Source organism: Campylobacter sp. RM15925 (genome assembly GCF_012978775.1).
In the GTDB taxonomy this organism is placed as follows: domain Bacteria; phylum Campylobacterota; class Campylobacteria; order Campylobacterales; family Campylobacteraceae; genus Campylobacter_A; species Campylobacter_A canis.
In genome coordinates this window covers 200,495-223,959 of sequence record NZ_LIWP01000001.1, presented here as the reverse complement: position 1 = coordinate 223,959, position 23,465 = coordinate 200,495, and the positions used below count along the sequence as shown (strand labels likewise).

Below are 23,465 nucleotides of genomic sequence, written 5' to 3'. Positions count from 1 at the left end.
AGGAGAAAAAATGTTTAAAAATATTGCTATTATCAGCATTGCGGCAGCCGTTAGTTTATACGCGGCGGATAATTCAACAAAGCTTGACAAGACCGTTATCACGGCGACAGGTTTTGAAAGCCCGCTTAAAGACGAGGTTAAAAACGTCTATATAATAACGTCAGAAGAGATTGAAAGTCGCGGATATAAAGATGTAGAGGAAATTTTAGAAAAAGCTCCCGGGGTAAATTTCATAAACTCGGGTTTTGGCAAGACAATTGATCTAAGAGGGCAAGGAACAAAAGCAAACACATCGGTTAAAGTTCTATTAAACGGCATGGCTTTAAATATGCTTGACAGCTCGCATGCGTTTGTGCCTCTAAATTTCTTAGCTATTGAGGATATAGAACAGATCGAGATCATACCAGGCGGTGGTGCTGTTTTATACGGTAACGGCACAAGCGGCGGCGTAGTAAATATAATCACAAAGCAAAAGCCTAGAGATTTTTATGCAAACGTATCAACCAAGCTTGCTTCATACTCTTACAAGGATCTTAATTTAGGCTTAGGAGGAATGGCTAGCGAAAAACTATTTCTAAAAGGAAATTTTAAGGCTTTTGACGAAAAGGGTTATAGAAACGGAGATAAGCAAAGAGGATTTTATACAAGTCTTGGGATAAATTATCAAATTTCGGACAATCAAACCCTAGCAATCAATCCAAGCTACTATAAAACTAAAATTGACACGACGGATTCTATAACCAAAGCTCAACTAGAAGCCAACAGAAAACAAGCGGGCGAGCCTATGGAGCAGCTAACGCATAAAAAAGCCGACATAAGCGCCGAATACGCTATAGCCTTTAGCGATAAATTTAAACTAAACTTTATGCCTTATTATCAAGAGATAAGTATGCGAGGGGCTACAAGCGATTTTACGGACAAAAAGCTAGGTGCAAATTTAAAAACCAGATATGACTATGGAAGCGGCGAATTTATATCAGGGTATGATTACTTACAAAATAAAGGCATAAGAGAGCGAGATAGAAAATTTGGAGGAATGCATAGCTACACGCTTGTAGATCTTAAAAAACAAACCCATACGCTTTATTTCTTTGAAAAACATAATTTTACCCAAGCGTTTTCATTAACCGGAGGATATAGATTTGAAAAAGCCATATATGATATAAACAGATATTCAAAGCTAACAATGCCACCTAGACCTCCTATGACAAGACCTATGAATATAATTGACAGTATAGACACAGATAAAAACATGAATAATCATGCATTTGAGATCACTCCAAGCTTTAAATACTCAGATACAGGTAACGTTTATTTTAAATTTGAACGCGGATATATCTCACCATCGCCTACTCAGCTAACAGACAAAGTAAGCATAGGCGGGGCACCTGAATACAAACTAAACAATCTGAAATCTGAAATTTTCCACACTTACGAACTTGGTTTAAGAGATCTTGTTTTTGGACAATATTTTAGCGCAACGGCTTTCATTACAAACACAAAAGACGAGATTGTAAATGAAATGACGGGAGGTCACTCAACATCTTGGAGATTTTATAACGTAGATGAAACTAGACGTTCCGGATTTGAAATTTACTCGGAACAAAATTTATTTGATGGCTTAAAATTAAGCCAAACGTTTTCATATATAGATGCCAAAATCAAAAAAGGTAAAAATTCGGGAAAACGCGTACCTTACGTATCAAAAAATAAATTTGTATTCGGTGTAAATTATGAGCCTATTAAAAATTTCAGTATCTTAACCGACTTAAAATACTACTCAAGTCAATTTAGCAGCTCTTATGACAAGATTGATGCTAAAACAGTAGTTGATTTTGGATTAAGATATAAGCTGCAAAACGGCTTTTCAATCGCAGGCGGAATAAAAAATCTATTTAACGAAAAATATAATGACTTTGAAAGTAAATTGGCAGATGCTTATGTGCCTGCTCCCGAGAGAAACTACTATTTAGAGTTCAAATATGCTTACTAAAACCAAGATGAGTATCGTTCTTGCGATACTCACCCTTATTCTTTGTATCATATCACTAAGCATAGGCGGAGCCGATATCAGCCAAAGCGATATCATAAATTTCTTTCTTGGCAAAGAGATAGACGAGATCAAGCAGACTATATTAGTAGAACTTAGGCTTCCTCGCTTGATTATGGCGCTTTTAATAGGCATGCTTCTTGCAAGCTCAGGCGTAGTCGTTCAAAGCGTATTTTTAAACCCGCTTGCGGATCCATACATCATAGGAATAGCTGCTAGCGCCGTATTTGGAGCGGTTATAGCCTATCTTTTTAAGCTGCCTGACATATATTACGGAATTTTTGCTTTTTTTAGCTCGGCAGTGTTGTCGATAGTAATTTTTAAACTATCCAAAAAAGGCAAATCAATAGCCACTCTTTTAATCATAGGCATAGCCTTCTCCTCTTTTTTAGGCGCTTTTACATCCTTTGCTACTTACTTGATCGGAGAAGATAGCTTTAGGATAGTAGCGTGGATGATGGGACATCTAAGCGGTGCTACCTGGCAAAAGATAGCTTATCTAATAGTTCCGCTTGTGTTTTCAATAGCGTATTTTTACATAAAGAGATTTGAATTAAACGTGATTTTAAGCGGAGACGAAGAGGCTCAAAGCCTAGGAGTAGATGTAGAAAAAACCAAAAAACATCTACTTATAGTATCTTCTCTTGCAGTTGCATTTTCTGTTGCATTTACCGGCATGATAGGCTTTGTAGGGCTTATCATTCCTCACATATTAAGAATGCTGCTAAAAACTTCAAGCAACGCAGTCTTAATCCCGGCTTCAGCGTTTACGGGCGCGTTTTTTCTTTTGGCATGCGACACGATAGGCAAAAGCGTGCTAAATCCTATCGAAATTCCCATAGGAGTTGTAACTGCGTTTTTCGGTGCACCGTTTTTTCTATTTTTAGCGATTAAATCAAAGCAAGGTATAGTCTGATGAGTGTGGTTGTTGAGAATTTAAATTTTACTTACGGCACCAAAGAGATACTAAAAGATATAAGCTTAAGTGCTAAAAATGGCGAATTTATAGGAATTTTAGGTCCAAACGGATGCGGCAAATCAACTCTTTTAAAAAACATTTTAAGAGTACTTGCACCAAAAAGCGGCATAGTGCAAATCAGCAACAAAGCCCTTAAAGACTACTCGCTTAAAGAGCTTGCCAAGACTCTTGGGTTCGTTCCTCAAAAGTCCGTTCTCTCAATGCCTCTTTTGGTTGAAGATATCTTGCTTATGGGGCGTTTTTGTCATCTTAAAAGCCAATTTTCAGGATACGGCAAAGAGGATAAAAAGAAGGTTGAAGAAGTAATGGATCTGCTTGATATATCGCACTTTGCAAAACGTATCGCTCACTCTTTAAGCGGCGGAGAATTTCAAAGAGTTTTGCTGGCGCGTGCACTTGTAAGCGAGCCGAAAATTTTACTTTTAGACGAGCCTACTTCGGCACTTGATCTAAACTACGCAATTGAGATTATGAAAATTTGCACCAAGCTTACTAAAGAGCTAAATTTACTATCTATAATGGTTTTGCACGATCTGAATTTAGCATCGATGTTTTGCGATGAAATTTTGATGCTAAAAGATGGAAAAGTAAGATATAAAGGCGCTCCAAAAGAGCTTTATACGAAAGAAATTTTAAAAGAAATTTACGGTCTTAACTGTGATGTAATCGAATATCAAAATAACCCGTTTGTGGTTGCATTAAAGGATTAATATGAAAAAAATATTTGTAGTTTTAGCTATATTGGCAAGCTTCATAAACGCCAAAAAGTTGGTCGTACTCGACCCTGCCGTTGTTGAGATCATTTATATGCTTGAAGCCGAAGATCAGATAGCCGCTATCTCAAATTTATCTATGTCAAAAATTTGGCCCGAAGAAAAGACTTCCAAACTAAAAACGGTAGGCACTTACACAAAGCCGAATTTAGAAAAGATAGTCGAGCTAAAGCCTGATCTTGTTATCGTTAGTTTTCACTCGGTAGATATACAAGATAGCCTTAAAAAGCTAAATTTACAAACCATTACTCTAAAAGCAGATAGCGTTAATGACATCTATCGCAATATCGAGGAAATGGGTAAAATAACAGGCAAAGAGGCAAAAGCAAAAGAGGTAATCGAAGGCATAAAAGCTAAATTTAAAAGCTTTGAAGATCCGAATTTAAAAGACAAAAAGGTAGTTTCGCTATTTTCTTCAACTCCGATGATGGCATTTACGTCAAAAACTCTAGCAGGAGATATGCTCAAACAGCTTGGTTTTGTAAATGTAGCTGACGGACTAGAAGGCGCAACTCCTGTAATTTCGCCTGAATTTATACTATCTTCAAATCCTGATTTTATAGTCATCATAGGCGGAATGGGCGGGGATAGCGACTTCTTAAAAACAAATCCCGTGCTTGCTAAAACAAATGCGGCTAAAAACAATAAAGTCATAACAGTTCCTTCTTCGCTCTTGCTTCGCGGAACGCCTCGCATAGGAGAAGGCATAGAAAAGCTTTATGATATGCTTACAAAATAAAAAAGAAGAGTAATTATGCGCTACTTTATAATCTCTTTGGCGATTAATATCGCTATTTTGTTTATTCCGCTAAAATCGGATGAAATTCTTTCAAAAAAAACCGAGGAAAATAAAGAGATAAAAGTAGTGCTAAATTTACAAAAAGAACAACCAAAACAGGCTGAAATTTTGCCCGAGCAACCACAGCCGCAACCTGAAATTCTTGAGCCTGAAATTTTACCGGAACCCATTATAGAGCCTGAACCTATTGTGGAACCTGAAATTTTGCCTGAGCCCGTTATAGAGCCTGAGATCACGCCTAAACCAAATCCCGAAATCAAAAAGGCTGAAAAACCAAAAGATATAAAAAAGCCAAAGCCTAAAAAGCAGATCAAAAAACCTGAAAAAAAGATAGTAGAAGAGATAAAAGAGCTTACTAAGACACCTGCGATACAAGAGCCTGCGCCACCAGTAGAGCAGCCACAGCCCTTGTATGTGCCTCAAGCCAAAGAATCAAATATAGACAAAGAGAGCTATTGTAAAGAAAATATCGGCTTTAAGGTCTTAAAAGAGCCAAGAGCGGATTATCCTAAAAAGGCGATTATGCTTAGACTTAAAGATACTTTTTATGTTGAAGTTGATTTTAAGGTTACAAACGGCGATATCCAGATAGTTTCCGTAAGAGGAAAAAATAAAATTTTTAACGACGAGGCGGCAAAAATCACAAAAGAAATGCAAATATCGGTACTAAAAGATATCAATCACTGCATCATAACCAAACCTTACGAATTCAAAATAAAGGATTAAAATGTTTAAAGAGCGCGTAAAAGGACATCACACGGGAGGCGGAGGCAGACCGATACCCGCAAGCGAGGAGGAGCTTTTTGCATTTTTACAAGGATCTCCCAAGCAAAAAGAAGGCGTGATATACTTTCATATCCCGTTTTGCGATAATATCTGTTCGTTTTGCTCGATGAATCGCAGCAAACTTGACGGCGAACTTGATACTTATACGGAATTTTTGCTAAGCGAAATCGAAAAATACGGAAAATTCCCATATCTGAAAGAAAAAAGCATAGAGTCGGTTTATTTTGGCGGAGGCACTCCGACGACATTAAAAGAGCGCCATTTAGAGCCTATCATAAACGCTATTCATAAAAATTTTAAAATTTCTTCCACCTGCGAATTCAGCCTTGAGAGCACCCTGCACAACTTAAATCTAAAAAAACTCAAGCTGCTTGATAGCCTTGGAGTAAATCGCTTTAGTATAGGCATTCAAACCTTTAGCGACAAGGGAAGAAAGCTTCTAAATAGAGTTTACGGAAAAGATGACGCTATAAAAAGACTTAGCGAAATTCGCCAAAATTTCGACAAATTCGTCTGTATAGACATCATTTATAACTACCCGAATCAAACAGTAGATGAAGTGCTTGAAGACGCACGCCTTATAAAAGAGCTTAAGATAGATAGCTCAAGTTTTTATTCGCTGATGTTTCATGAAGGCTCCGTGCTGTCTAAGGAAATTTCGTCTGACTACTATGACTTGCAAACCGATAAAAAGCTTCATCACGCTTTTGCAAATTCACTTCTTGAAAGTGGAGATTACGAAGTTTTAGAACACACTAAGATAAACCGAAAAAACAGAGACGAGTATAAATATATCCGTCTTTCGCACAAAGGCACGGATATCTTGCCTATCGGTTTTGGAGCGGGCGGAAAGATCGGCGAATTTAGCATGTTTGCGATGAATAAAGAGCGCAAAATGATATCCAGAACAACCGAAAATCAAAGAAAATTCGGTAAATTTATGAGTATGTTTCAGTATCCAAGCGTAAAATTTAACGACATAAGCCGTTATATCGGCGACGAAACTCTTGGCGAGCTTAAAGAGCTATTTAAAAAATGCGAAGAGCAAGGATATATGAGCGTAGATGAAGAGGGTATAAAATTAAGCATAGACGGCGTATTTTGGGGAAATACAATCTCAAAAGAGATATCGACAATAGCAAGAAAGGATTTTGAATGAAAAAAATTGTAGTTTATAGTTCGCTAACCGGAAATACACGAAAAGTAGGCGAAGCGATAGCGCAAGAGATCGGCTGTGAAGCGGTTAGCTTTGAAGATGAGAGAGTGAAGGACTTAAGCGAATTTGACTTCGTGGGAGTTGGATTTTACGTCGATAAGGGCGGTCCCGATGCGCATTTTAAACGCTACATAAAAGAAAAAATCAAAAACAAAAATGTCGGGCTTTTCATAACTCTTGGAGCCGAACCTGAAGGCGAGCACGGCATCAAAATGCTTGAGGTAGGCAGAGAAATTTTAGAGCAAAACGGAAATAAAATCATGCGAGAATTTATCTGTCAAGGCGCAATCGATCCAAAACTGATAGAGCAGATGCGAGAAATGGCTGCCAAAGCGGGAGATAAGGCGCTTCATCCTATCACTCCGGAGCGTGAAGCAAGATGGGCGGCTGCGGCAAGCCATCCTGATGAAAAAGATATCGCTAATGCAAAGGCGGCTTTTAGAGGGGTTTAAGACCCTTCTCCTTTTTGATGTGCTAATTTATCTCTTACCGCTAGCAAGACTGCTAAATTTAAGCAAATAAGAGGTTCTAAAATAGCTCAAGCTAGCTCATTTTTATTATCTTACGCGGCTAAATCGCCATTGAAATCAAAAACAAATTATACAAATTTTACCGCTTAATTTATACAAGTAAATAAAAAATCCAAATAAAGCCAAATTTGCCAACCTGCAAGTAAATATCTTTAGCTTACGGCTAACAAAATTAACTCTCCGCCCTACTCTCTATTTTGTAAAATTTAAAGCCTTATATCATCAATGCAAAAGATGAAAGATAAAATTTGGCTTTGAGTAGGAATTTGAGGCGAAATTTTGACAATTAAATTTAATACTCTTAATTTGGCATTTAGTAAGGCTTGGTTAAAATACCCTAAAAAAGGAAATTTTATGATACAAACATGCCTTTTCCCTGCTGCGGGCTACGGTACTAGATTTTTGCCTGCGACAAAATCCCTTCCAAAAGAGATGCTGCCGATACTTACTAAGCCACTTATTCACTACGGCGTTGATGAAGCTTTGGAAGCCGGCATGAAAAATATGGCATTTATAACAGGGCGCGGCAAACGAGCGCTTGAGGATTATTTTGATATAAGCTACGAGCTTGAGCATCAAATTTCAGGCACAAATAAAGAGTATCTGCTAACCGAAATTCGCGATCTCATGGCAAAATGCACATTTTCATTTACGCGCCAAGAGAGTATGCGAGGGCTTGGCAACGCCATACACACAGGCAAAACCCTCGTAAGAGACGAGCCCTTTGGCGTTATACTTGCGGATGATCTTTGTATCAACGAACAAGGCATTGGCGTACTTACGCAGATGGTAAGAATTTATGAAAAATATCGCTGCTCCATCGTAGCCGTCATGGAAGTGCCAAAAGAGCAAGTCAGCAGTTATGGCATAATAAACGGAAGATATATAGAAGACGACTTGATAATGGTTGATGATATGATCGAAAAACCAAGCGTAGAAGAGGCTCCTACAAATTTAGCCATCATCGGAAGATACATACTAACACCTGATATTTTTGCTATCTTAGAGCAGACAAAACCGGGAAAAAATGGCGAAGTGCAGATAACCGACGCTCTTATGCAGCAAGCAAAAGACGGCATGGTACTAGCTTATAAATTTAAAGGCAGACGCTTTGACTGCGGAAGCGTGGCGGGATTTGTCGAGGCTACGAATTTCTTCTATGAAAAGTTGCAAAAAGATGGTAAAAAATAACCTCTACTTTAAAAAAACACCGCTAGAAACGATAACCTCATACGCCAAGCGCATGAATGACGAGCTGGAAAGTGGGGATATAGGATACTATCACCTACCGGAGCTTGGAAACGACATGATAGCTTTAATAAAAGATATCGAAAGTAAATTCGCCGATATAAACAATGTCGTGCTAGTAGGCATAGGCGGTAGCTCTCTTGGGGTAAAAGCGCTCAAGCAGATGCTAAAAGCAGAAAAAAAAGATGGCTCAAGAGAGCTTTACTTTCTTGATAATGTAGACGGATTTAGCTTTGAAAAACTTATGGAGAGGATAGAATTTAAAAAAAGTCTGTTTATCATATCGTCAAAATCAGGCACGACCATAGAAACTATCACACTTTTTAAGTGTATTTTGCAGCGCTTTAAGCCTGAAAATTTAAGCCAAAATTTTCTTATCATCACAGATCCAAGCTCTCCGCTTGAAATATATGCTAAAGAAAATCAAATAACTTATTTTAATATCCCAAAAAACGTAGGTGGGCGCTTTAGCGTGCTAAGCGCGATAGGACTAGTACCTCTAAGCCTATGCGGATATGACATAAAAGCCCTGCTTGAAGGCGCAAGAGAGTGTAAAAAGCAATTTTTAAGCGATAAAGACGATACTTTAATGCATAAAGCATATCACTACGCAACGCATAAAAGCGCTAAAATAAACGTGATATTTAGCTATTCGGATAGATTGCTCGCATTTAATGACTGGTATGTGCAGCTTTGGGCGGAAAGCTTAGGCAAGAAAAAGGGATTTAAGCGATATGGACTAACACCTGTGGGGCTTATCGGATCACGCGATCAACACTCGTTTTTGCAACTCATAATGGACGGAGTTAAAGATAAAACAGTAACTTTTATCAAAGTTGAGGATCAAAATAGCATGGCGATAACGCCGAATTTGAGCCTAAAACACCTCGAAGAGTGTGATTTTGCAAACAATATCAGCTTAAATTCCCTCATAAACGCACAATGCGATGCTACAACTCACGCACTCATACAAGAGGGTATAAGTGTAGATATGATCACTGTAAGCAAGCTTGATGAATGGCACGCAGGATACCTGATATACTACTACGAGCTTCTAACTTCAGCAACCGGAATAATGCTTGGAATAAACACTTATGATCAGCCTGGTGTTGAAGTAGGAAAAAGAATTTTAAAAACCATGCTTGGAAGATAAATTTGCATACGTAGTCTTGTTTTGCTTTATAAATTTTAGAGATTATGCAAGGGTTTTAAGCATACCGAACTCTTAAAAATATTTTGGTCAAGCCTTTATTTTATTTGGAACCAAAAAAGATACTTTAGAATTAAACACTGACTAGATGCCTTAACTTAGGCTTTACCTATATAATAAAAGTTAAAAGATTAAAGAAAAAATAATAAAAATTTAAGGGGTGTTGAGCCCCTTAAATTGAAGATTTATTAAGCTAAAGTAGCTTCAAGCATCCAAATAGCTTTTTCGTATTTTGCTATATTGTCTTCTGCGATTGCAACTGTCGTGCTATCACCATCTGCAACTTCTGCAAGTTTTTTAAATTCGCCAAGCAAGTGTTTATAATCAGCTAAAACTCCTTTTAGTACTTCTGTCGGAGTATAGCTATCTTTGCCCTCAGGCTTAATATGTGAGCGTTTATTTAACTCTTCAGGGCATGTTATAGCTTTGCCGCCTAATTGAATAGCTCTTTCTGCCATTTCGTCAAAAATTTCAGCAAATTCATCATATGCTTTTTCTGTATACTCATGAATGCTAAAAAATTGAATACCTTTTACATTCCAATGATAGTCGTGAAATTTGATAAATAATGCATGAGCATCAGCCTGAATTTGGTTTAGTTGTTCGATAACTTTTGACATATTGTCTCCTTGTTTTAAATTTTATATGAGGAATTATAGCAAAATATTCTTAAATAAAAATTATTTTTAAATAATAATTTTTATTATTTGTATTTTTGTTTAATATATTATATAGTATGTAGGTTAATAGATGGAATTAACCATAAAAATTAAATTAGCAATATTTACATAGCAACTCAATAGCTTATGCTTTTAAATAAAGCCAGATGAATTTTTACAAAAATAATTTAATTGCTTGATATATTTTCTACTGTAGATACAAAAAATTGTAATAAATATGTGATTTTAAAACAGCCTTGAGCGAAATAATTCGCTCAAGGTATCATAAGAAAAATTAGAATGAGTATTTAGCTTGAAATCTAAATTTCTCAGATTTTTCTTTATCGGTGTTAACTTTTGTTGTTAAATGAGAATACCAGCTCTCAAATGTTAGTTTTGAGCTGTAATCATAAGATAGTCTACCTACATACTCTTCAACTTTTGTTTTTTGATCTACGTTATCTTTTACATTACCTTTTAAGTAATCAGCTCCGATACCAAACTTATCAAACATATATCCTGCAGTTAAGAACCAGAAATTTCCTTTTCCATTAAGAGCTGTATAATCAAGATATTGCTCAGCAGGGCTTATGAATTCGCCTTGATCTTCAAGAGTTGAAAAACCGTCGGCTCTGTCTTTTACTTTCCAGCCAATATATCCGGCAGACAAATCAGCTCCAAAAAGTCCCACGCCTAATTCGGCAGCATAAAAATCAGTATCTTTATAAGTAGCAACTACTTTATCATCTACATCAGTATGTCCATATTGAGCTTGCAAACCAAATCCTACGTCGTCATTAACATCAAAATTAAATGCAACATCGGCAGCTATAAGATTTGCAACATCAACAAGGCTGGCATACCATAGTTGGAAGCTTACAGGATCATATGAACCAACAGCAGCTACGCCGTAAAGATTTTTTTCAAAAGCAGCTTTAACTATAGCCGAATCTGTTTCGCTACCATATTCAAGAGCATCGAAAGCAAGGGCGGCAAGAGTCAATCCAGCTATATCTGTATTTACTACTTTTATACCTGTTCCAGCCTCATCATCTGTGAAATACGTTCCGATAACTTGTTTACCAGCTGTAATTGTAGTATTTCCAACCATGTAACCAAGATAGAATTCTTGAACACCGAATGTGCTTGTTGTATTTGTAGTATCAGCTGTATCAGCATAGCCTGCAGAGCCATCTGTAGCATTGTATCTTAAGCTTAAAACACCAAAGAAGTTATCATCCAGTGCAGCTTTAAACGAGAAGATAGACTTAAACTGATGTCCAGCTTCAGTATTTTTAACACTTAATGGATCTGTTGTTTTTGTAGTCGTATATCTATATCTTGCAAATCCTGAAAGATCTACATTTTTAATGGCTTCTTCAAGCGGGGTTGCGCTTGCAACGCTTGAGAAAGCACCTAAAGCAACTAAAGTCGCCAAACTAATCTTTGCTAGTTTCATTTAAACTCCTTCAATCAGAAATACCTTGAAATAGTAACATAAAAAGATATTTAATTCGCTTAAAATTAACTAAATTATATTAAATTTATCATAATTGTTACTGATCGTTTACTAAAAAGTGGTATTTAAAATAAAACTTTCAAGAAATATTGACCAATTATTAATGCTTTATACTTCAAGTAGTCAAACTACTTTAAATAACTTCCTTGCGTAGGTTTCGTAGAAACATCTGAGTTTTCTTGTGAATTATATTTATAGTCAAGTGCATCTTTACCTTTCAAAAAGACAATAATAGAGCCTAAATCTTTATATGTAGTTCTTGCCGCAACCATTTTCATAAGCTCCCTTGCGCTTCCTCCATAAGAAGGATCGTTTAAATATCCAGAAAATGCAATTTCTATATCTTCCGCACTTAGTTTTGTTAATTTTTCTGAACCATGAACTCTTTTGTTGCCGTCACTGCCATGACAAGACGCACAATTTTTGATATACAATTCACGTCCTTTTTCAACACTGTATTTCCTACTATTGTCAACACCTATATTCAAAAATTTACCATCATTATCTTGGGCTTTTTTTTCATACACATTTATACTAATATTTTCATCTTTTGAATATTTTTCGACTAAAGACTTTAATTCTTTAGCAAATTCTCCCCTAGCCTCAAACACATAGCTTGGCTCATCACTATTTAAAGTAAAACAAAATACAAAAGATACTAAAAATACAAATTTTATAAAGTGCATAAAAACCCTTATCTTATAAATTTAAAAATCCCAAGCAAGAAAATCTCACTTGGGATTATAGCATATTTATTTTATTCTAAATTAGATTAGAAGTTCCATCTAGTTTCAAATCTAATTCTATCTCTTTTATTAGACTGACCGTCTTTTTTATCTTTTGCTGCGGCATAGAATGTTGAGAAATTAAGCTTTTTGCTGTATCTATAGTTACCGCCAACATTCCATTCTTTTCGATCGGTATCCTTACCAAATCCAGCAGCATGACTATAACCTTCACCATCTATATAGTTAGCATAGGCTCCAAATTTATCAGCTTTATAGCTAGCTCCCACAAACCAATATTTATTATCGTCCATAATATTATTGTAGTATTGCTTACCGCCATTCATTACGCTATTAACTAGTTTGCCAGGATTAATCAACTTGCCGTTATCTTCTATAGTTACAAATGACAATTTATTATCTTTTGCCTTAAAGCTTATATATCCGGCATTAATTCCAAATCCTGCTACACCCAAGTCTGCTTTAGCGGCAAAAAAGTTAGCATTACTATACAAGTCATGTTTTGCTTGGTTATGAACATACTGTCCTTGTAAGCCTAATTTTACAGCTTCTAAATCAAATTTTAAAGCAGCATCCGCAGCATATAAATTAGCTATATTTTCTAAATTTGTCCACCATAGTTTAAAGTCAACTGGATTATAACTACCCATAGCAGCTAACCCATACACATTTGGAATTTGAGGAAGAGTATTTTGTAATTCACCGTCAAAATCACCACCTGTCTCAATCGCATCAAATGCAACTGCAGCAAGAGTTAGACCTTGTATGTCAGAATTTACGATTTTAATACCTGTGCCAGCCAAATCGTCAGTGAAGTATGTCCCCATAACTTGCTTACCTGCGGTTACAGTTGTAGCACCTCTTTTGTATCCAAGATAGAACTCTTGAACACCGAATGTACTTGTTGTATCAGTTATGTCTGCAGTATTAGCATATCCTGAGCTACTATCGTTAGAGCTATATCTAAGACTCAAAACACCGAAGAAGTTATCATCAAGTGCGGCTTTAAAAGAGAATATAGACTTAAACTGGTGTCTTCCGTTCTCGTTTTTTACACCTTTTACGTCAGTAAGGTCGTTTGTGTATCTATATCTTGCATATCCTGAAAGATCTACATTTTTAATCGCTTCTTCAAGTGGAGTTGCGCTTGCAACGCTTGAGAAAGCACCTAAAGCAACCAAAGTCGCCAAACTAATCTTAGCTAGTTTCATATTGTCTCCTTATTGAGTTTGGTTAAACCGTATAAAGCAAATATTACCATAACTAAAAAGGAAAATAACTTAAATCATTTTTTAATGGCTTATATTGTGTTATCTGGTGTTAATTTTTTTCACAAAATATTAGAATATCAAGATTTTAAATACACAAAGCCAAATACATTCCAAAAAAGTTATGATAACGGTTTTTATAATTTTATATTTTTGAGAAGTTTTGCTTAAAAGCTTAACCTTTAAAATCAGCGAATTTCACTTAAAAAATCAAAATTTTAATAAATTTTGAACAAAAATCTTAAAAGTAAATTTTAGATAATTTATTAAAAGAATAAAAAGGGAGCTTTGCCTCGCCCCCTTAAAAGGAGTTCTAACTTTGATTGCTTGATGAAATTATAAATCACATCGGTAAATCAACGGCTAATCAAAGTTGATCTTCTCATCTTTAGGCAGTTGTATAACTTGTTTTTTATTTGTTGCACGTTTGGTTTGTTGAACTTTTGTGCTTGTATTTAAATTTTTATACGATTTTTTAGGGCTTACGTAGCCTTGCTGTATAAGATACATATTTTTTATTTTGGTATCAAAAATAGTTGCATAGATCAAATCGCCAGCATTAAAATAATGCTTATCGGCACAAAATTTACCGCTTGATAGCTTATCGTTACTCGTATCAACACTTCTTATATCATAGCACCAGCCATTTTCGGTATAGCTAATATCCTCTATAACGCCGCGTATGCTTTGTTCTTTTTTGACAACAGGCTGATTTATCGTGCTGCGACTTGGCAAATTTGGAGTTTGGTTAAAAAGGTCAAAACATCCCGTAAATAAAGTCGCAAAACTCAAAATACAAATAAGCTTAAGCTTCGACATTTATGATATTTCCACCTAGTTTTGCTATGCGTTCATCTATCTTTTCTAGAGTTTTTTGGATAGTTTGTTGCGAAATTTCAGGTAAATTTCCTCCCCAAAGGCGCTCGGCTTCTTTAAAGCCATTAACGACACCTTCTCTGCCCGCTTTCAACATCTCAAGATCATCTCCTGCGCCGTTAAGTACGAAGTCTGCGATTCTATTTGCCGTATTTGTGATACCGAAAAATCCGTCTTCGCCTATAAGCACCTTTGCTTCGTCTTGATTTAGAGATGTTATGTCTTTGCCGTCATAACCAATCGATCTATAATCAATCTTGTTTAATATCTGCATCAAATTTTTAGAATTTATATCCTGAGGATCAAACAAGCTAAGAGCTGATTGGGTATCGAAATTTATACTGGTGTGATTAAAGGCTTTATTTTGAAACTCTAAGAAATAGCCGTTTGTAAGCTCTTTAGCATTTAAATTTGTAAAATTTTCTCTAAATTTTTCAATGTTTTCTTTACTACTTAAATTATAAGGATTTGAGTTATTAAAATTCGAATTTATCTGCATTTATTCTCCTTTATTTTCATCAATTTTACTATGCTTTTTTAAATTAAGTTTAAAGAGACTCATTTAAAATTACATTTTTTAATAAATTAAGCCCGTTTTCTATATCGTCCCATTTCGAAAATTCTGAAGGATTATGGCTGATTCCGTCTTTTGAAGGGATAAATATCATCGCAGTAGGACAAATTTCAGCCATATGCATCGCGTCATGTCCAGCTCCGCTTGGCATTATCTCATAGCTTAAATTTAACCCCTTAGCCTCTGAAGCTATCAAATTTATAAGCCTCTCGTCAAGTCTGCATGGAGTATCAAAACCGAGTTGCTTTATCTCGCATTTTACGCCTCGTTTCTCTTCTATTTTGTTTATATGCGAGATTATCTGAGCGTAGGCATCTTCACGGGTTTGCAAATTTATACCCCTTAGATCAATGAGCAACATCGTCTCTCCCGGCACTACGTTCATCACGCCCGGTTTTACGGAGCAATTACCCGTAGTTGCCACTACGCTATTTTGAGAATTATCTTTTGCTATCTTTTCAACTGCCAGTATTATCTCAGCCGCCGCACAAAGTGCGTCATTTCGGTATTTCATAGCAGTAGTTCCGGAGTGCTGAGGCTGCCCGATAACTCGCACGCTAAATCTATGAGGCGCAGCGATGGCACTAACTACGCCGATTTGAATTTTTTCATTATCAAGAAGCGGCCCTTGCTCGATATGAATTTCAAAAAAGCTTTTGTAGTTAGGTTCTAAATTTTTAGCCTCTTCGATCCTTTTTATATCTATTCCGAATTCGCTAAAAATTTCGCCTATTTCACGTCCCGTAAAGTCTTTAACATCCTTTAGCTTCTCATATCCTAGCTTACCGCACATTACCTTGCTGCCAAGAGTTGCGATATTAAACCTGCTTGACTCCTCACACTCAAACACGATTAACTCAAGAGAGTGTTTTGTTTTGATATTTTCATCATTTAATGAGCGAATTACTTCAAGTCCGCCAAGCACGCCTAAAATTCCGTCAAACTGTCCGCCGTTTATAACCGTATCAAGGTGGGATCCAAAGGCGATTGCAGGTAAATTCGGCTCGCTCCCTTCGCGCCTTGCAAAGATATTGCCTATCGCATCCACTCTTACGCTAAGACCCGCTTCCTGACAGCGCTTTATAAAGAGTTTGCGCGCGGTTTTATCCTGAGAAGTGTAAGCAAGTCGGCTCATTCCGTCGCCGAAACTATAATCGTTTATAGAATTAATCTCTATAAAAAGATCTTTTAATCTACTCAAATTCACGCCCATTATAAGCTCCTAAAATTTTATTTTCTAATATTTTATATAGTTTGCGTTGAATTTGAGGTTAGATTTTTTGATTTTAGTAGAGATTTGAATAAAAAGAAGGTTAAATTTAAGCTATTTAACCTTATGATGAACGCTACCGCTATAAACTATATCACGAGCTTGCATATCGTCATTTGTAAGCACTTCGCTGAGTTTGCCGCTCTCTTTTAGCCTCTGTAAATCCCCCTCTAAGTCCTCTTGATAGCTATACACCATCGCAACGCCCGCAACTCCGTTTATACGCTCCATAGCCTTAAAAGTCTCAAGCTCGTCTTCAAAATTATCTACGCTTATAAGCGCTACTATTTTTGCATTTTCATAAGCAATAACTTCACACTGGCTCATTTTACGAAGCGAATTTAAGATATCATCTATCAAATTTTCATCTTTTACATGCACTATAACACTTGAAATATTCATCTAAATCTCCAAAATTTTACTTTTTTCTCGTAAGCAACACTTATGAGAGAACTATCATCTAAAAAATGTATGCCGTTTATGGTGCTTTGCATAGTTTTTAGCCTTGCTAAAATTCTCTTGCTGTTTACTTCAAACACATCTATATCGCTTAGATCATCACTCATAAATGCTCCAAGTTTGCCGTCATCGCTAAGACCTACCGCATAGACTAAAAAATTTGACCTCATCATGCCGATACTGCCGCCACTATAAACTCCTGCGTGTCTATCCACTCCGCCTGTAACGATAGCGCCGTTTTTATACTCTATATCATACATATTATCTTTATGAAAGCCAAACTCGTTTAGCACTTTGCGCTCTTTAGCGTCAAATATATAAACTATCCCGCTTTCACACCCCACCGCTATCTTGCTTCTATCTTCGCTAAGCTCAAAGTCAGATAGCGACGCTATAGAAAATTTTTTGCTAAAGTCGATATTGCCCGTTTCTAAATTTAAAAAGTAAATTTCATTACTAAGTGAGCCGATAATAGCTGTTTTAGGATTTAAAAACAGAGCCTTTTTGATTGATTCGTTATTTAAATTTATAGTCTTAGTCTCTACTCTTTTACCGTCAATCATCCCATAAACATGTAAAAGTCTTTTGCCGTAACTCGTCTCACTTAGCACCATCAGCACGCCGTTAAGCTCATCTATGCTAAATACCTTTGCAAACTCATCATCGGTAAAATGCGTCTTTATCTTTGGTAAAACTATAGGCTCTAAAAACTCCTCGCTCTTCATATCGTAGATATTTACCTGACCGCTATCGGTACCAAGATAAAGTTTGTCGTTTAAAAGCGAGGAACTTATAACGTTAGAGTGCGCTTCTATGATCTTGTAAGGCTCTTTGATATCAAGAGAAAAAGCCAAATTTAAAAGCGCTAAAAAAGCGAGTATAATTTTCATAAAGCCTCCATTTTGATAGAATTTTTAAAACACACCTCAAGACACTGCGCACATCCCGTGCAGCGTTCGTTTACAACAGGGCGAAAAACACCAAAAAAGTCAATCGCTCTAAATTTGCATATATCTTGGCAATTATAGCAAATCGTATTATTCCACGCTAAACAAGAATCTACGTCTATGCTAACCTTTGCCTCTATTTTGGCTGAGAATTTTAGACTTAAAACCTCTTTGCCGATCTCTTCACAAGCTATGGCACAATCCTTGCAGAAGTTGCAACCTAAATTTTTAAACTCAAAAACGACTCTTTGATTTTCAAATCTCAAAAGCTCGCGCCCGCAAGCCTTTACACAAGGAGCGTGACAATTTACACAGTCAAATTCTCCGCAAAAATACGGCGGAGCGATAAAATTAGGCGCCTGCTCTTTGGCGCCTAAAATTTTTGTAAAAAGTCTTCGTCTTGAAAGATTATTCGCCTCTTGCAATCTTACCTCACACCGTCATTTAGTATATCAAGCAGGTTTGACCTCTCTGCGCCGTCTTTAGTTCTAAACTCAGGTTTGAAGTTATTTTTAAACGGCACGGTCACGTTTGCTTGAGGAGCGTGGCACTGAGTACAGTTAAACCTATCATCGCTTAGCTTATCTGCTAAGTCTTTGTTGTTTCTGATACTATAAAAGTGTGATTTAGGCAGAGGCGTAGCTCCGGCGTCTTTGGCGACATCAGGCATATGGCAGGTTACGCACATATTCATATCTTTGGTGATAGGGATAAGCCCTTCTAGATCGTGAGGGATCATCGGAGGAGCGTTTTCAAATGCGCGCTCTATATTTTTAGCGCTTCCTGCAGGATCGGTTGAGTATTGATACTCCAGTAGCTTGACTGAATTTTCATCCATCACATCAGAGCTTCTTAATCCGCCCAAATCCTTTGGCTTGTTGTCCGCGACCGACGGCGCATTGCACCCTGCAAGGATGATTGCCGCAGCCATTGCACCAAGTGCAAACCTAAAAGTTTTCATTCATTTTCTCCTTAAATTTCTTATGCTAAATTTTAACGCGTCATCGCCACAAACGTCTATACAGCGCCCGCAGCTAATACACTCGCTAGAAGTTATTAGTCCGCTTTCTTTTCCGATTATTCCTAGTACTTGGCTTTCAGGGCATATCACTTTGCACTTCATGCATTTTGTGCAGTTTTGACTATCATGCTCTACGCGGATAAACGCAAATTTGCCAATCGTCGCATAAAAAGCGCCAAGAGGACAAAGCTTTGAGCATATCAGCCTATCGCCTACAAAAGCGTCTATGGCAAACACGCCAAAAGCCACAAATATCCAAAGCGTGCCGCCGTATATGATACCGCGCTGAATTATGCCGATAAAGCTTACTCCCTCAAATGCAGGCGTTTGCATAACAACGGACATAAAAAGCACAAAGGCAAGTATGTAGTAGCGAAAGCTCTTAGAAAACACGACTACCTTTTTATCTTTGTCGTAGCCAAATTTCACTCTAACAAATCTTGCAAAATCGGTTATTATATTTACCGGACACACCCAAGCGCAAAATGCACGAGGCGCTATAAGAGCGTATATCAACACTACTATCAAAGCCCCAAGCGCAGCAGAGCTGGCAAGTGTAAAACTAGCTAAAAACAGCTGCAACACCGCAAACGGATCGCTAAGCGGGATAGTGCCAAAAATCATAGACGAGCTTAAATTTCCTTGCAGAATTTTAAGTCCGTAAAGATTACTAATCAAAAACAGAGTCAAAATGGAAATTTGAGTTATTCTTCTAAGCAGTAAGTATTTCATCATATCTCTCCGCTATTAAGGTAGTCTTTGACTTTGTTTTGATCAAGCTTGATCTTGGTGTCTATATCTTTTAGTCTCGTATCATCGCCTTCTATCCAGCCTTTAACGTAGTTGTCATTCACTTCGCCAAGCCCTATCTCTCTTGGAAGCACGAAAATCGCCGCTTTTTTCGTTACGCAAGCGTTTTCGCATTTTCCGCAACCCGTGCAGTAGTTTGCATCCACCACGGGAAGTAAGAATGCGTGCTTTTCGGTTCGTTCGTTTCTTTTATACTCAAGCACCAGAGCCTTATCTATAAGCGGACAAGCTCTATAACAGGCGTCGCACTGAATTCCCGCAAAGGCTATACAGCTGTAAGGGTCAAGCACGGCTATACCCATGCGAGATTTGTTGATATCAAGCTTATCGTCAGTGCTAACAAGCTTCACGTCAAGAGCGTCCGTCGGACAGGCGACCGTACAAGGGATATCGGTACACATGTAGCAAGGCACCTCTCTTGGCGTAAAATAAGGCGTTCCAAAGCTTATATTATCGCCAAGCTTTGCTAGGCTTAACGTATCAAAAGGACACGCCTCCACGCAAAGCCCGCATCTTATACAACTAGCCATAAAGCCCTTTTCATCCCTTGCTCCGGGCGGACGAAGGATGAGAGTTTGAGCCTTAAGATTAGTCTGCGTACTCCAAGTAAAGCCTCCGGCGATTACTAAGCTAATCGCCTTTAAGCCAAATTTGAGTACTTCGCGCCTATCTTTCATATCTATGCCTTGTAAATTTTAACCGCGCATTTTTTGAAATCGGTCTCTTTTGATATCGGGCAAGTTGCATCAAGGCAGACTTTATTTATAAATACGTTCTCGTCAAAAAACGGCACATATACAAGTCCTACAGGCGGCTTGTTACGTCCTCTTAGCTCTACTCTTGCTTTAACTTTACCGCGGCGAGACTCAACCCAAATGATCTCGTTTTGCATTACACCAAATTTCTGTGCATCTTCTTCATTCATATAGCAAAGCGCTTCAGGCACCGCACGGTATAGCTCAGGAACGCGCATTGTCATAGTTCCTGTATGCCAGTGCTCAAGAACACGACCCGTACATAGCCAAAGCGGATATGTGTTATCAGGCATTTCGCACGGATCCATATAAGGGCGGAAGAAAATTTTAGCCTTGTTATGAAGCGAGAATTTCTCATCTCCGCTTGTCGCTTTGATTAGGTCTCCTCTTGGAAGTTTTGCGTCTTTGTTGCCGTAGAATGCAAATTTAGCCGTCGGATCGGCTTTTTTAGCATAAGGGTCAAATTTCGTATTAAATCTCCATTGCGTCTCTTTACCGTCAACCACAGGCCATCTTAGTCCGCGAACTCTGTGATATGTATCAAAATCAGCCAAGTCATGTCCATGCCCTAGTCCAAATTTACGGTAGTCTTCCCAGAGGTATTTTTGGATGAAGAAGCCATATCCCTCAAACACCTTGCCGTCGCTTCCTACTACTTTTCTGCTATCTCCAAATACTTCGGTGTTATCATAATCTTCCATGATAGGATCTTTTGCGCTATAACTTCTTGCCTCTTTGTTTGCAAATAGCACGTCAAATAGCGTATCTTCTTCGCTATATCCCATCGCTTTAGCCTCTTCAAGCACGTTTGGAAGAGTTAATTTATCATCTACTTTTTGCTCTTTCCATACCTCTTTTAGCTTAAAGCGTTTTGAAAATTCAAGCATCTGCCATGTATCAGTCATCGCTTCGCCCACAGGAAGAACTTGTTGTCTCCAGTGCTGAGTTCTACGCTCCGCGTTACCGTATGCGCCCCATTTTTCATATATCATCGCAGTTGGAAGGATAAGATCGCCTACTTTAGCCGAAATTCCCGGATACGGATCTGAAACGACGATAAAGTTATCCATCTCGCGAGCCGCTTTTATCCAGTGGTTTGCGTTTGCAGTGTTGTGCCACGGGTTATTTACGTGAACCCAAGCCCACTTAATTTTGCCGTCTTCTAGATCACGCATGATTTGCATGTAGTGAGGACCCGGCTTAGGATTTATAGTGCCTTTTGGAAGCTTCCAAATTTTTTCTGAAATTTCGCGGTGTTTAGGGTTTGCTACAACCATATCCGCAGGCAAGCGGTGAGCAAAAGTTCCAACCTCTCTAGCAGTTCCGCAAGCTGAAGGCTGTCCTGTTAGCGAGAATGCTCCGGATCCCGGAAGCGCTTGCTTGCCAAGCAAGAAGTGGATCATGTAAGCTTGCTCGTTTACCCATGTGCCTCTTTGGTGTTGGTTCATACCCATAGTCCAGAAGCTTACGACCTTTCTTTGTTTTTCTATATATAGCTCGGCTAGAGTTTTTAACTTCGCTTTAAATTCCTCTAAATCCTCGTTCGGATCGCCTTTTGCAAGTTTAGCAACGAAGTCAAGAGTATAAGGAGCAAGAGCCTTTTTAAACTCCTCAAAGCTTATCTCCCAGTGATTTCCGGCCTTGGCATTGTTTTTATTTTCCATAACATCACCGGCTTTTAGTCCAAGATAAGCAAGGGTTACGCCCTCATTATCACTTAGTTTTTTCTTAAGCTCTGTTTCTAATATGTCTTTTTCATTTGTGTATTTCGGATGGTTGGGGTTATTTCTTAAGCCATATCCGATGTCGGCAGGACCTGTTGTAAATATACAGTGTTTTTTAACAAATTCTTCATCTATCATCTCAGGGTGGTTATAAACTATCTCGCGAGCTATGTAGTTAAATATCGCAAGGTCGGTTGATGGCGTAAATATGATCTCGATATCGGCTAAGTGCGAAGTTCTGGTAGAATACGTACTTAAATTTACTACTTTTACTCTTTCAGGATCGGCTAGCTTTCTATCGCTAACTCTCGCCCAAAGCACAGGGTGCATCTCCGCCATATTTGCGCCCCAGCACACTACCGTGTCGGTTAGCTCGATATCGTCAAAACAGCCAGAAGGCTCATCTATACCAAATGTCTGCATAAACGCAACAACCGCAGATGCCATACAGTGGCGAGCGTTTGGATCGATAGCGTTACTTCTAAAACCGGCCTTTATAAGCTTAACGGCTGCAACGCCTTCCATTACGGTATATTGACCCGAGCCAAACACACCTATACCGTGAGGTCCAAGCTCGTTATAAGCTTTTTTAAACTGCTCGGTCATTACGTCAAACGCTTTTTGCCAGCTTACTTGCTTAAATTTGCCCTTTTTATCAAATTCGCCCTTTTCATTTACGCGAAGAAGCGGATGAGTGATACGATCCTCTCCGTACATGATCTTGGCGTTAAAATATCCTTTGATACAGTTTAAGCCTCTGTTTACAGGAGCAGCCGGATCTCCTTTAACGGCTACTATTTTGCCGTCCTTGGTTGCAACCATAATACCGCATCCCGTTCCGCAAAAACGACATGCAGCCTTATCCCAGCGCCAACCTTTTTCGGCATTTGAATTTGCCATTAGATTAGCAGGCATCGCTATACCGGCACTAGCACAAGCGGCACTTGCAGCGGCACTCTTAATAAAATCTCGTCGATCCATCTTTTCTCCTTAAATTTTTTAAGTTTTTTCTTAAAATTTTATTTTATATTTTAGATATTAGCTTACAAAAGCTGAGTTTAAATTGATTAAAATCAATTAATTTATTATTTAGTTTTGTTTAATTAACTTAGATAGTGATTTATATTATTATTTATAGTTTAAAAAGACATCTTAAAATCATTAAGATATAAAACTTTATACTAACTTTTTAAAACAAAAGTAGAAACAAAAACTAAAATGTTAAAAATGAAAATATTTATAATCA

23 protein-coding genes are annotated in these 23,465 nt (G+C 37.7%); 9 read left to right on the top strand and 14 right to left on the bottom strand.

Annotated features, from left to right (window positions below; all coding sequences use genetic code 11):
- Nucleotides 1-10: 10 nt before the first annotated feature.
- The 9 genes from CDOM15925_RS01160 (at nt 11) to CDOM15925_RS01120 (ending at nt 9,534) form a co-directional block, all read left to right on the top strand.
- Nucleotides 11-1,993, top strand: a complete 1,983-nt coding sequence (locus CDOM15925_RS01160; RefSeq protein ID WP_169940216.1) for a TonB-dependent receptor — start codon at nt 11-13, stop codon at nt 1,991-1,993.
- Nucleotides 1,983-2,966 carry a FecCD family ABC transporter permease gene (locus CDOM15925_RS01155; RefSeq protein WP_169940214.1) on the top strand — a complete coding sequence of 328 codons (984 nt, stop codon included), beginning with the start codon at nt 1,983-1,985 and terminating at the stop codon, nt 2,964-2,966. The genes CDOM15925_RS01160 and CDOM15925_RS01155 overlap by 11 nt, the downstream gene beginning before the upstream one ends.
- Complete coding sequence (locus tag CDOM15925_RS01150) at nt 2,966-3,739, top strand: ABC transporter ATP-binding protein (protein WP_169940212.1); 774 nt, start codon at nt 2,966-2,968, stop codon at nt 3,737-3,739. Before CDOM15925_RS01155 ends, CDOM15925_RS01150 begins: the two co-directional genes overlap by 1 nt.
- Before the next feature lies 1 nt (nt 3,740).
- Nucleotides 3,741-4,541: an ABC transporter substrate-binding protein gene (locus CDOM15925_RS01145; protein WP_169940210.1), complete on the top strand. Its 801-nt coding sequence runs from the start codon at nt 3,741-3,743 to the stop codon at nt 4,539-4,541.
- Between the two features lie 15 nt (nt 4,542-4,556).
- Complete coding sequence (locus CDOM15925_RS01140) at nt 4,557-5,327, top strand: energy transducer TonB (protein ID WP_169940208.1); 771 nt, start codon at nt 4,557-4,559, stop codon at nt 5,325-5,327.
- A 1-nt stretch (nt 5,328) separates the two neighbouring features.
- Nucleotides 5,329-6,546, top strand: coding sequence for a radical SAM protein (locus tag CDOM15925_RS01135; RefSeq protein ID WP_169940206.1), 1,218 nt, complete (start codon nt 5,329-5,331; stop codon nt 6,544-6,546).
- Nucleotides 6,543-7,055: a flavodoxin family protein gene (locus CDOM15925_RS01130; RefSeq protein WP_169940204.1), complete on the top strand. Its 513-nt coding sequence runs from the start codon at nt 6,543-6,545 to the stop codon at nt 7,053-7,055. The genes CDOM15925_RS01135 and CDOM15925_RS01130 overlap by 4 nt, the downstream gene beginning before the upstream one ends.
- A 432-nt stretch (nt 7,056-7,487) precedes the next feature.
- Entirely contained in the window at nt 7,488-8,324 is an 837-nt protein-coding gene (galU, locus tag CDOM15925_RS01125; protein WP_169940202.1) for a UTP--glucose-1-phosphate uridylyltransferase GalU, read from the top strand.
- Nucleotides 8,311-9,534 (top strand): glucose-6-phosphate isomerase, encoded by a 1,224-nt coding sequence (locus CDOM15925_RS01120; protein ID WP_169940332.1) that lies wholly within the window; start codon nt 8,311-8,313, stop codon nt 9,532-9,534. The genes galU and CDOM15925_RS01120 overlap by 14 nt, the downstream gene beginning before the upstream one ends.
- Nucleotides 9,535-9,779: 245 nt before the next feature.
- Here CDOM15925_RS01120 and CDOM15925_RS01115 read toward each other — a convergent pair whose 3' ends face one another.
- From CDOM15925_RS01115 to napA, 14 genes are all read right to left on the bottom strand, one after another.
- Nucleotides 9,780-10,211, bottom strand: a complete 432-nt coding sequence (locus tag CDOM15925_RS01115; protein WP_169940200.1) for a Dps family protein — start codon at nt 10,209-10,211, stop codon at nt 9,780-9,782.
- A gap of 334 nt (nt 10,212-10,545) precedes the next feature.
- Nucleotides 10,546-11,709, bottom strand: a complete 1,164-nt coding sequence (locus CDOM15925_RS01110; RefSeq protein WP_169940198.1) for a major outer membrane protein — start codon at nt 11,707-11,709, stop codon at nt 10,546-10,548.
- A gap of 188 nt (nt 11,710-11,897) precedes the next feature.
- Nucleotides 11,898-12,455: a c-type cytochrome gene (locus CDOM15925_RS01105; RefSeq protein ID WP_169940196.1), complete on the bottom strand. Its 558-nt coding sequence runs from the start codon at nt 12,453-12,455 to the stop codon at nt 11,898-11,900.
- A gap of 86 nt (nt 12,456-12,541) precedes the next feature.
- Entirely contained in the window at nt 12,542-13,726 is a 1,185-nt protein-coding gene (locus CDOM15925_RS01100) for a major outer membrane protein (RefSeq protein WP_169940194.1), read from the bottom strand.
- Nucleotides 13,727-14,146: 420 nt separating this feature from the next.
- Nucleotides 14,147-14,602 (bottom strand): hypothetical protein, encoded by a 456-nt coding sequence (locus tag CDOM15925_RS01095; RefSeq protein WP_169940192.1) that lies wholly within the window; start codon nt 14,600-14,602, stop codon nt 14,147-14,149.
- Nucleotides 14,589-15,158, bottom strand: coding sequence for a hydrogenase-4 component G (locus CDOM15925_RS01090; RefSeq protein ID WP_169940190.1), 570 nt, complete (start codon nt 15,156-15,158; stop codon nt 14,589-14,591). The genes CDOM15925_RS01095 and CDOM15925_RS01090 overlap by 14 nt, the downstream gene beginning before the upstream one ends.
- A gap of 49 nt (nt 15,159-15,207) precedes the next feature.
- Nucleotides 15,208-16,440, bottom strand: a complete 1,233-nt coding sequence (locus CDOM15925_RS01085; RefSeq protein WP_349644303.1) for a Zn-dependent hydrolase — start codon at nt 16,438-16,440, stop codon at nt 15,208-15,210.
- Nucleotides 16,441-16,557: 117 nt separating this feature from the next.
- Entirely contained in the window at nt 16,558-16,905 is a 348-nt protein-coding gene (locus CDOM15925_RS01080) for a chaperone NapD (RefSeq protein WP_169940186.1), read from the bottom strand.
- Entirely contained in the window at nt 16,902-17,852 is a 951-nt protein-coding gene (locus CDOM15925_RS01075) for a WD40 repeat domain-containing protein (RefSeq protein ID WP_169940184.1), read from the bottom strand. The genes CDOM15925_RS01080 and CDOM15925_RS01075 overlap by 4 nt, the downstream gene beginning before the upstream one ends.
- Nucleotides 17,849-18,334, bottom strand: coding sequence for a 4Fe-4S dicluster domain-containing protein (locus tag CDOM15925_RS01070; protein WP_169940182.1), 486 nt, complete (start codon nt 18,332-18,334; stop codon nt 17,849-17,851). The genes CDOM15925_RS01075 and CDOM15925_RS01070 overlap by 4 nt, the downstream gene beginning before the upstream one ends.
- Before the next feature lie 2 nt (nt 18,335-18,336).
- Nucleotides 18,337-18,870 carry a nitrate reductase cytochrome c-type subunit gene (locus tag CDOM15925_RS01065; protein ID WP_169940180.1) on the bottom strand — a complete coding sequence of 178 codons (534 nt, stop codon included), beginning with the start codon at nt 18,868-18,870 and terminating at the stop codon, nt 18,337-18,339.
- Nucleotides 18,871-19,662, bottom strand: coding sequence for a quinol dehydrogenase ferredoxin subunit NapH (gene napH, locus CDOM15925_RS01060; protein WP_169940330.1), 792 nt, complete (start codon nt 19,660-19,662; stop codon nt 18,871-18,873).
- A complete protein-coding gene (gene napG, locus CDOM15925_RS01055; protein WP_169940178.1) occupies nt 19,662-20,417 on the bottom strand; it encodes a ferredoxin-type protein NapG in 756 nt (251 codons plus the stop codon). Before napG ends, napH begins: the two co-directional genes overlap by 1 nt.
- Before the next feature lie 2 nt (nt 20,418-20,419).
- Nucleotides 20,420-23,200, bottom strand: a complete 2,781-nt coding sequence (napA, locus tag CDOM15925_RS01050; protein ID WP_169940176.1) for a nitrate reductase catalytic subunit NapA — start codon at nt 23,198-23,200, stop codon at nt 20,420-20,422.
- Nucleotides 23,201-23,465 lie beyond the last annotated feature (265 nt).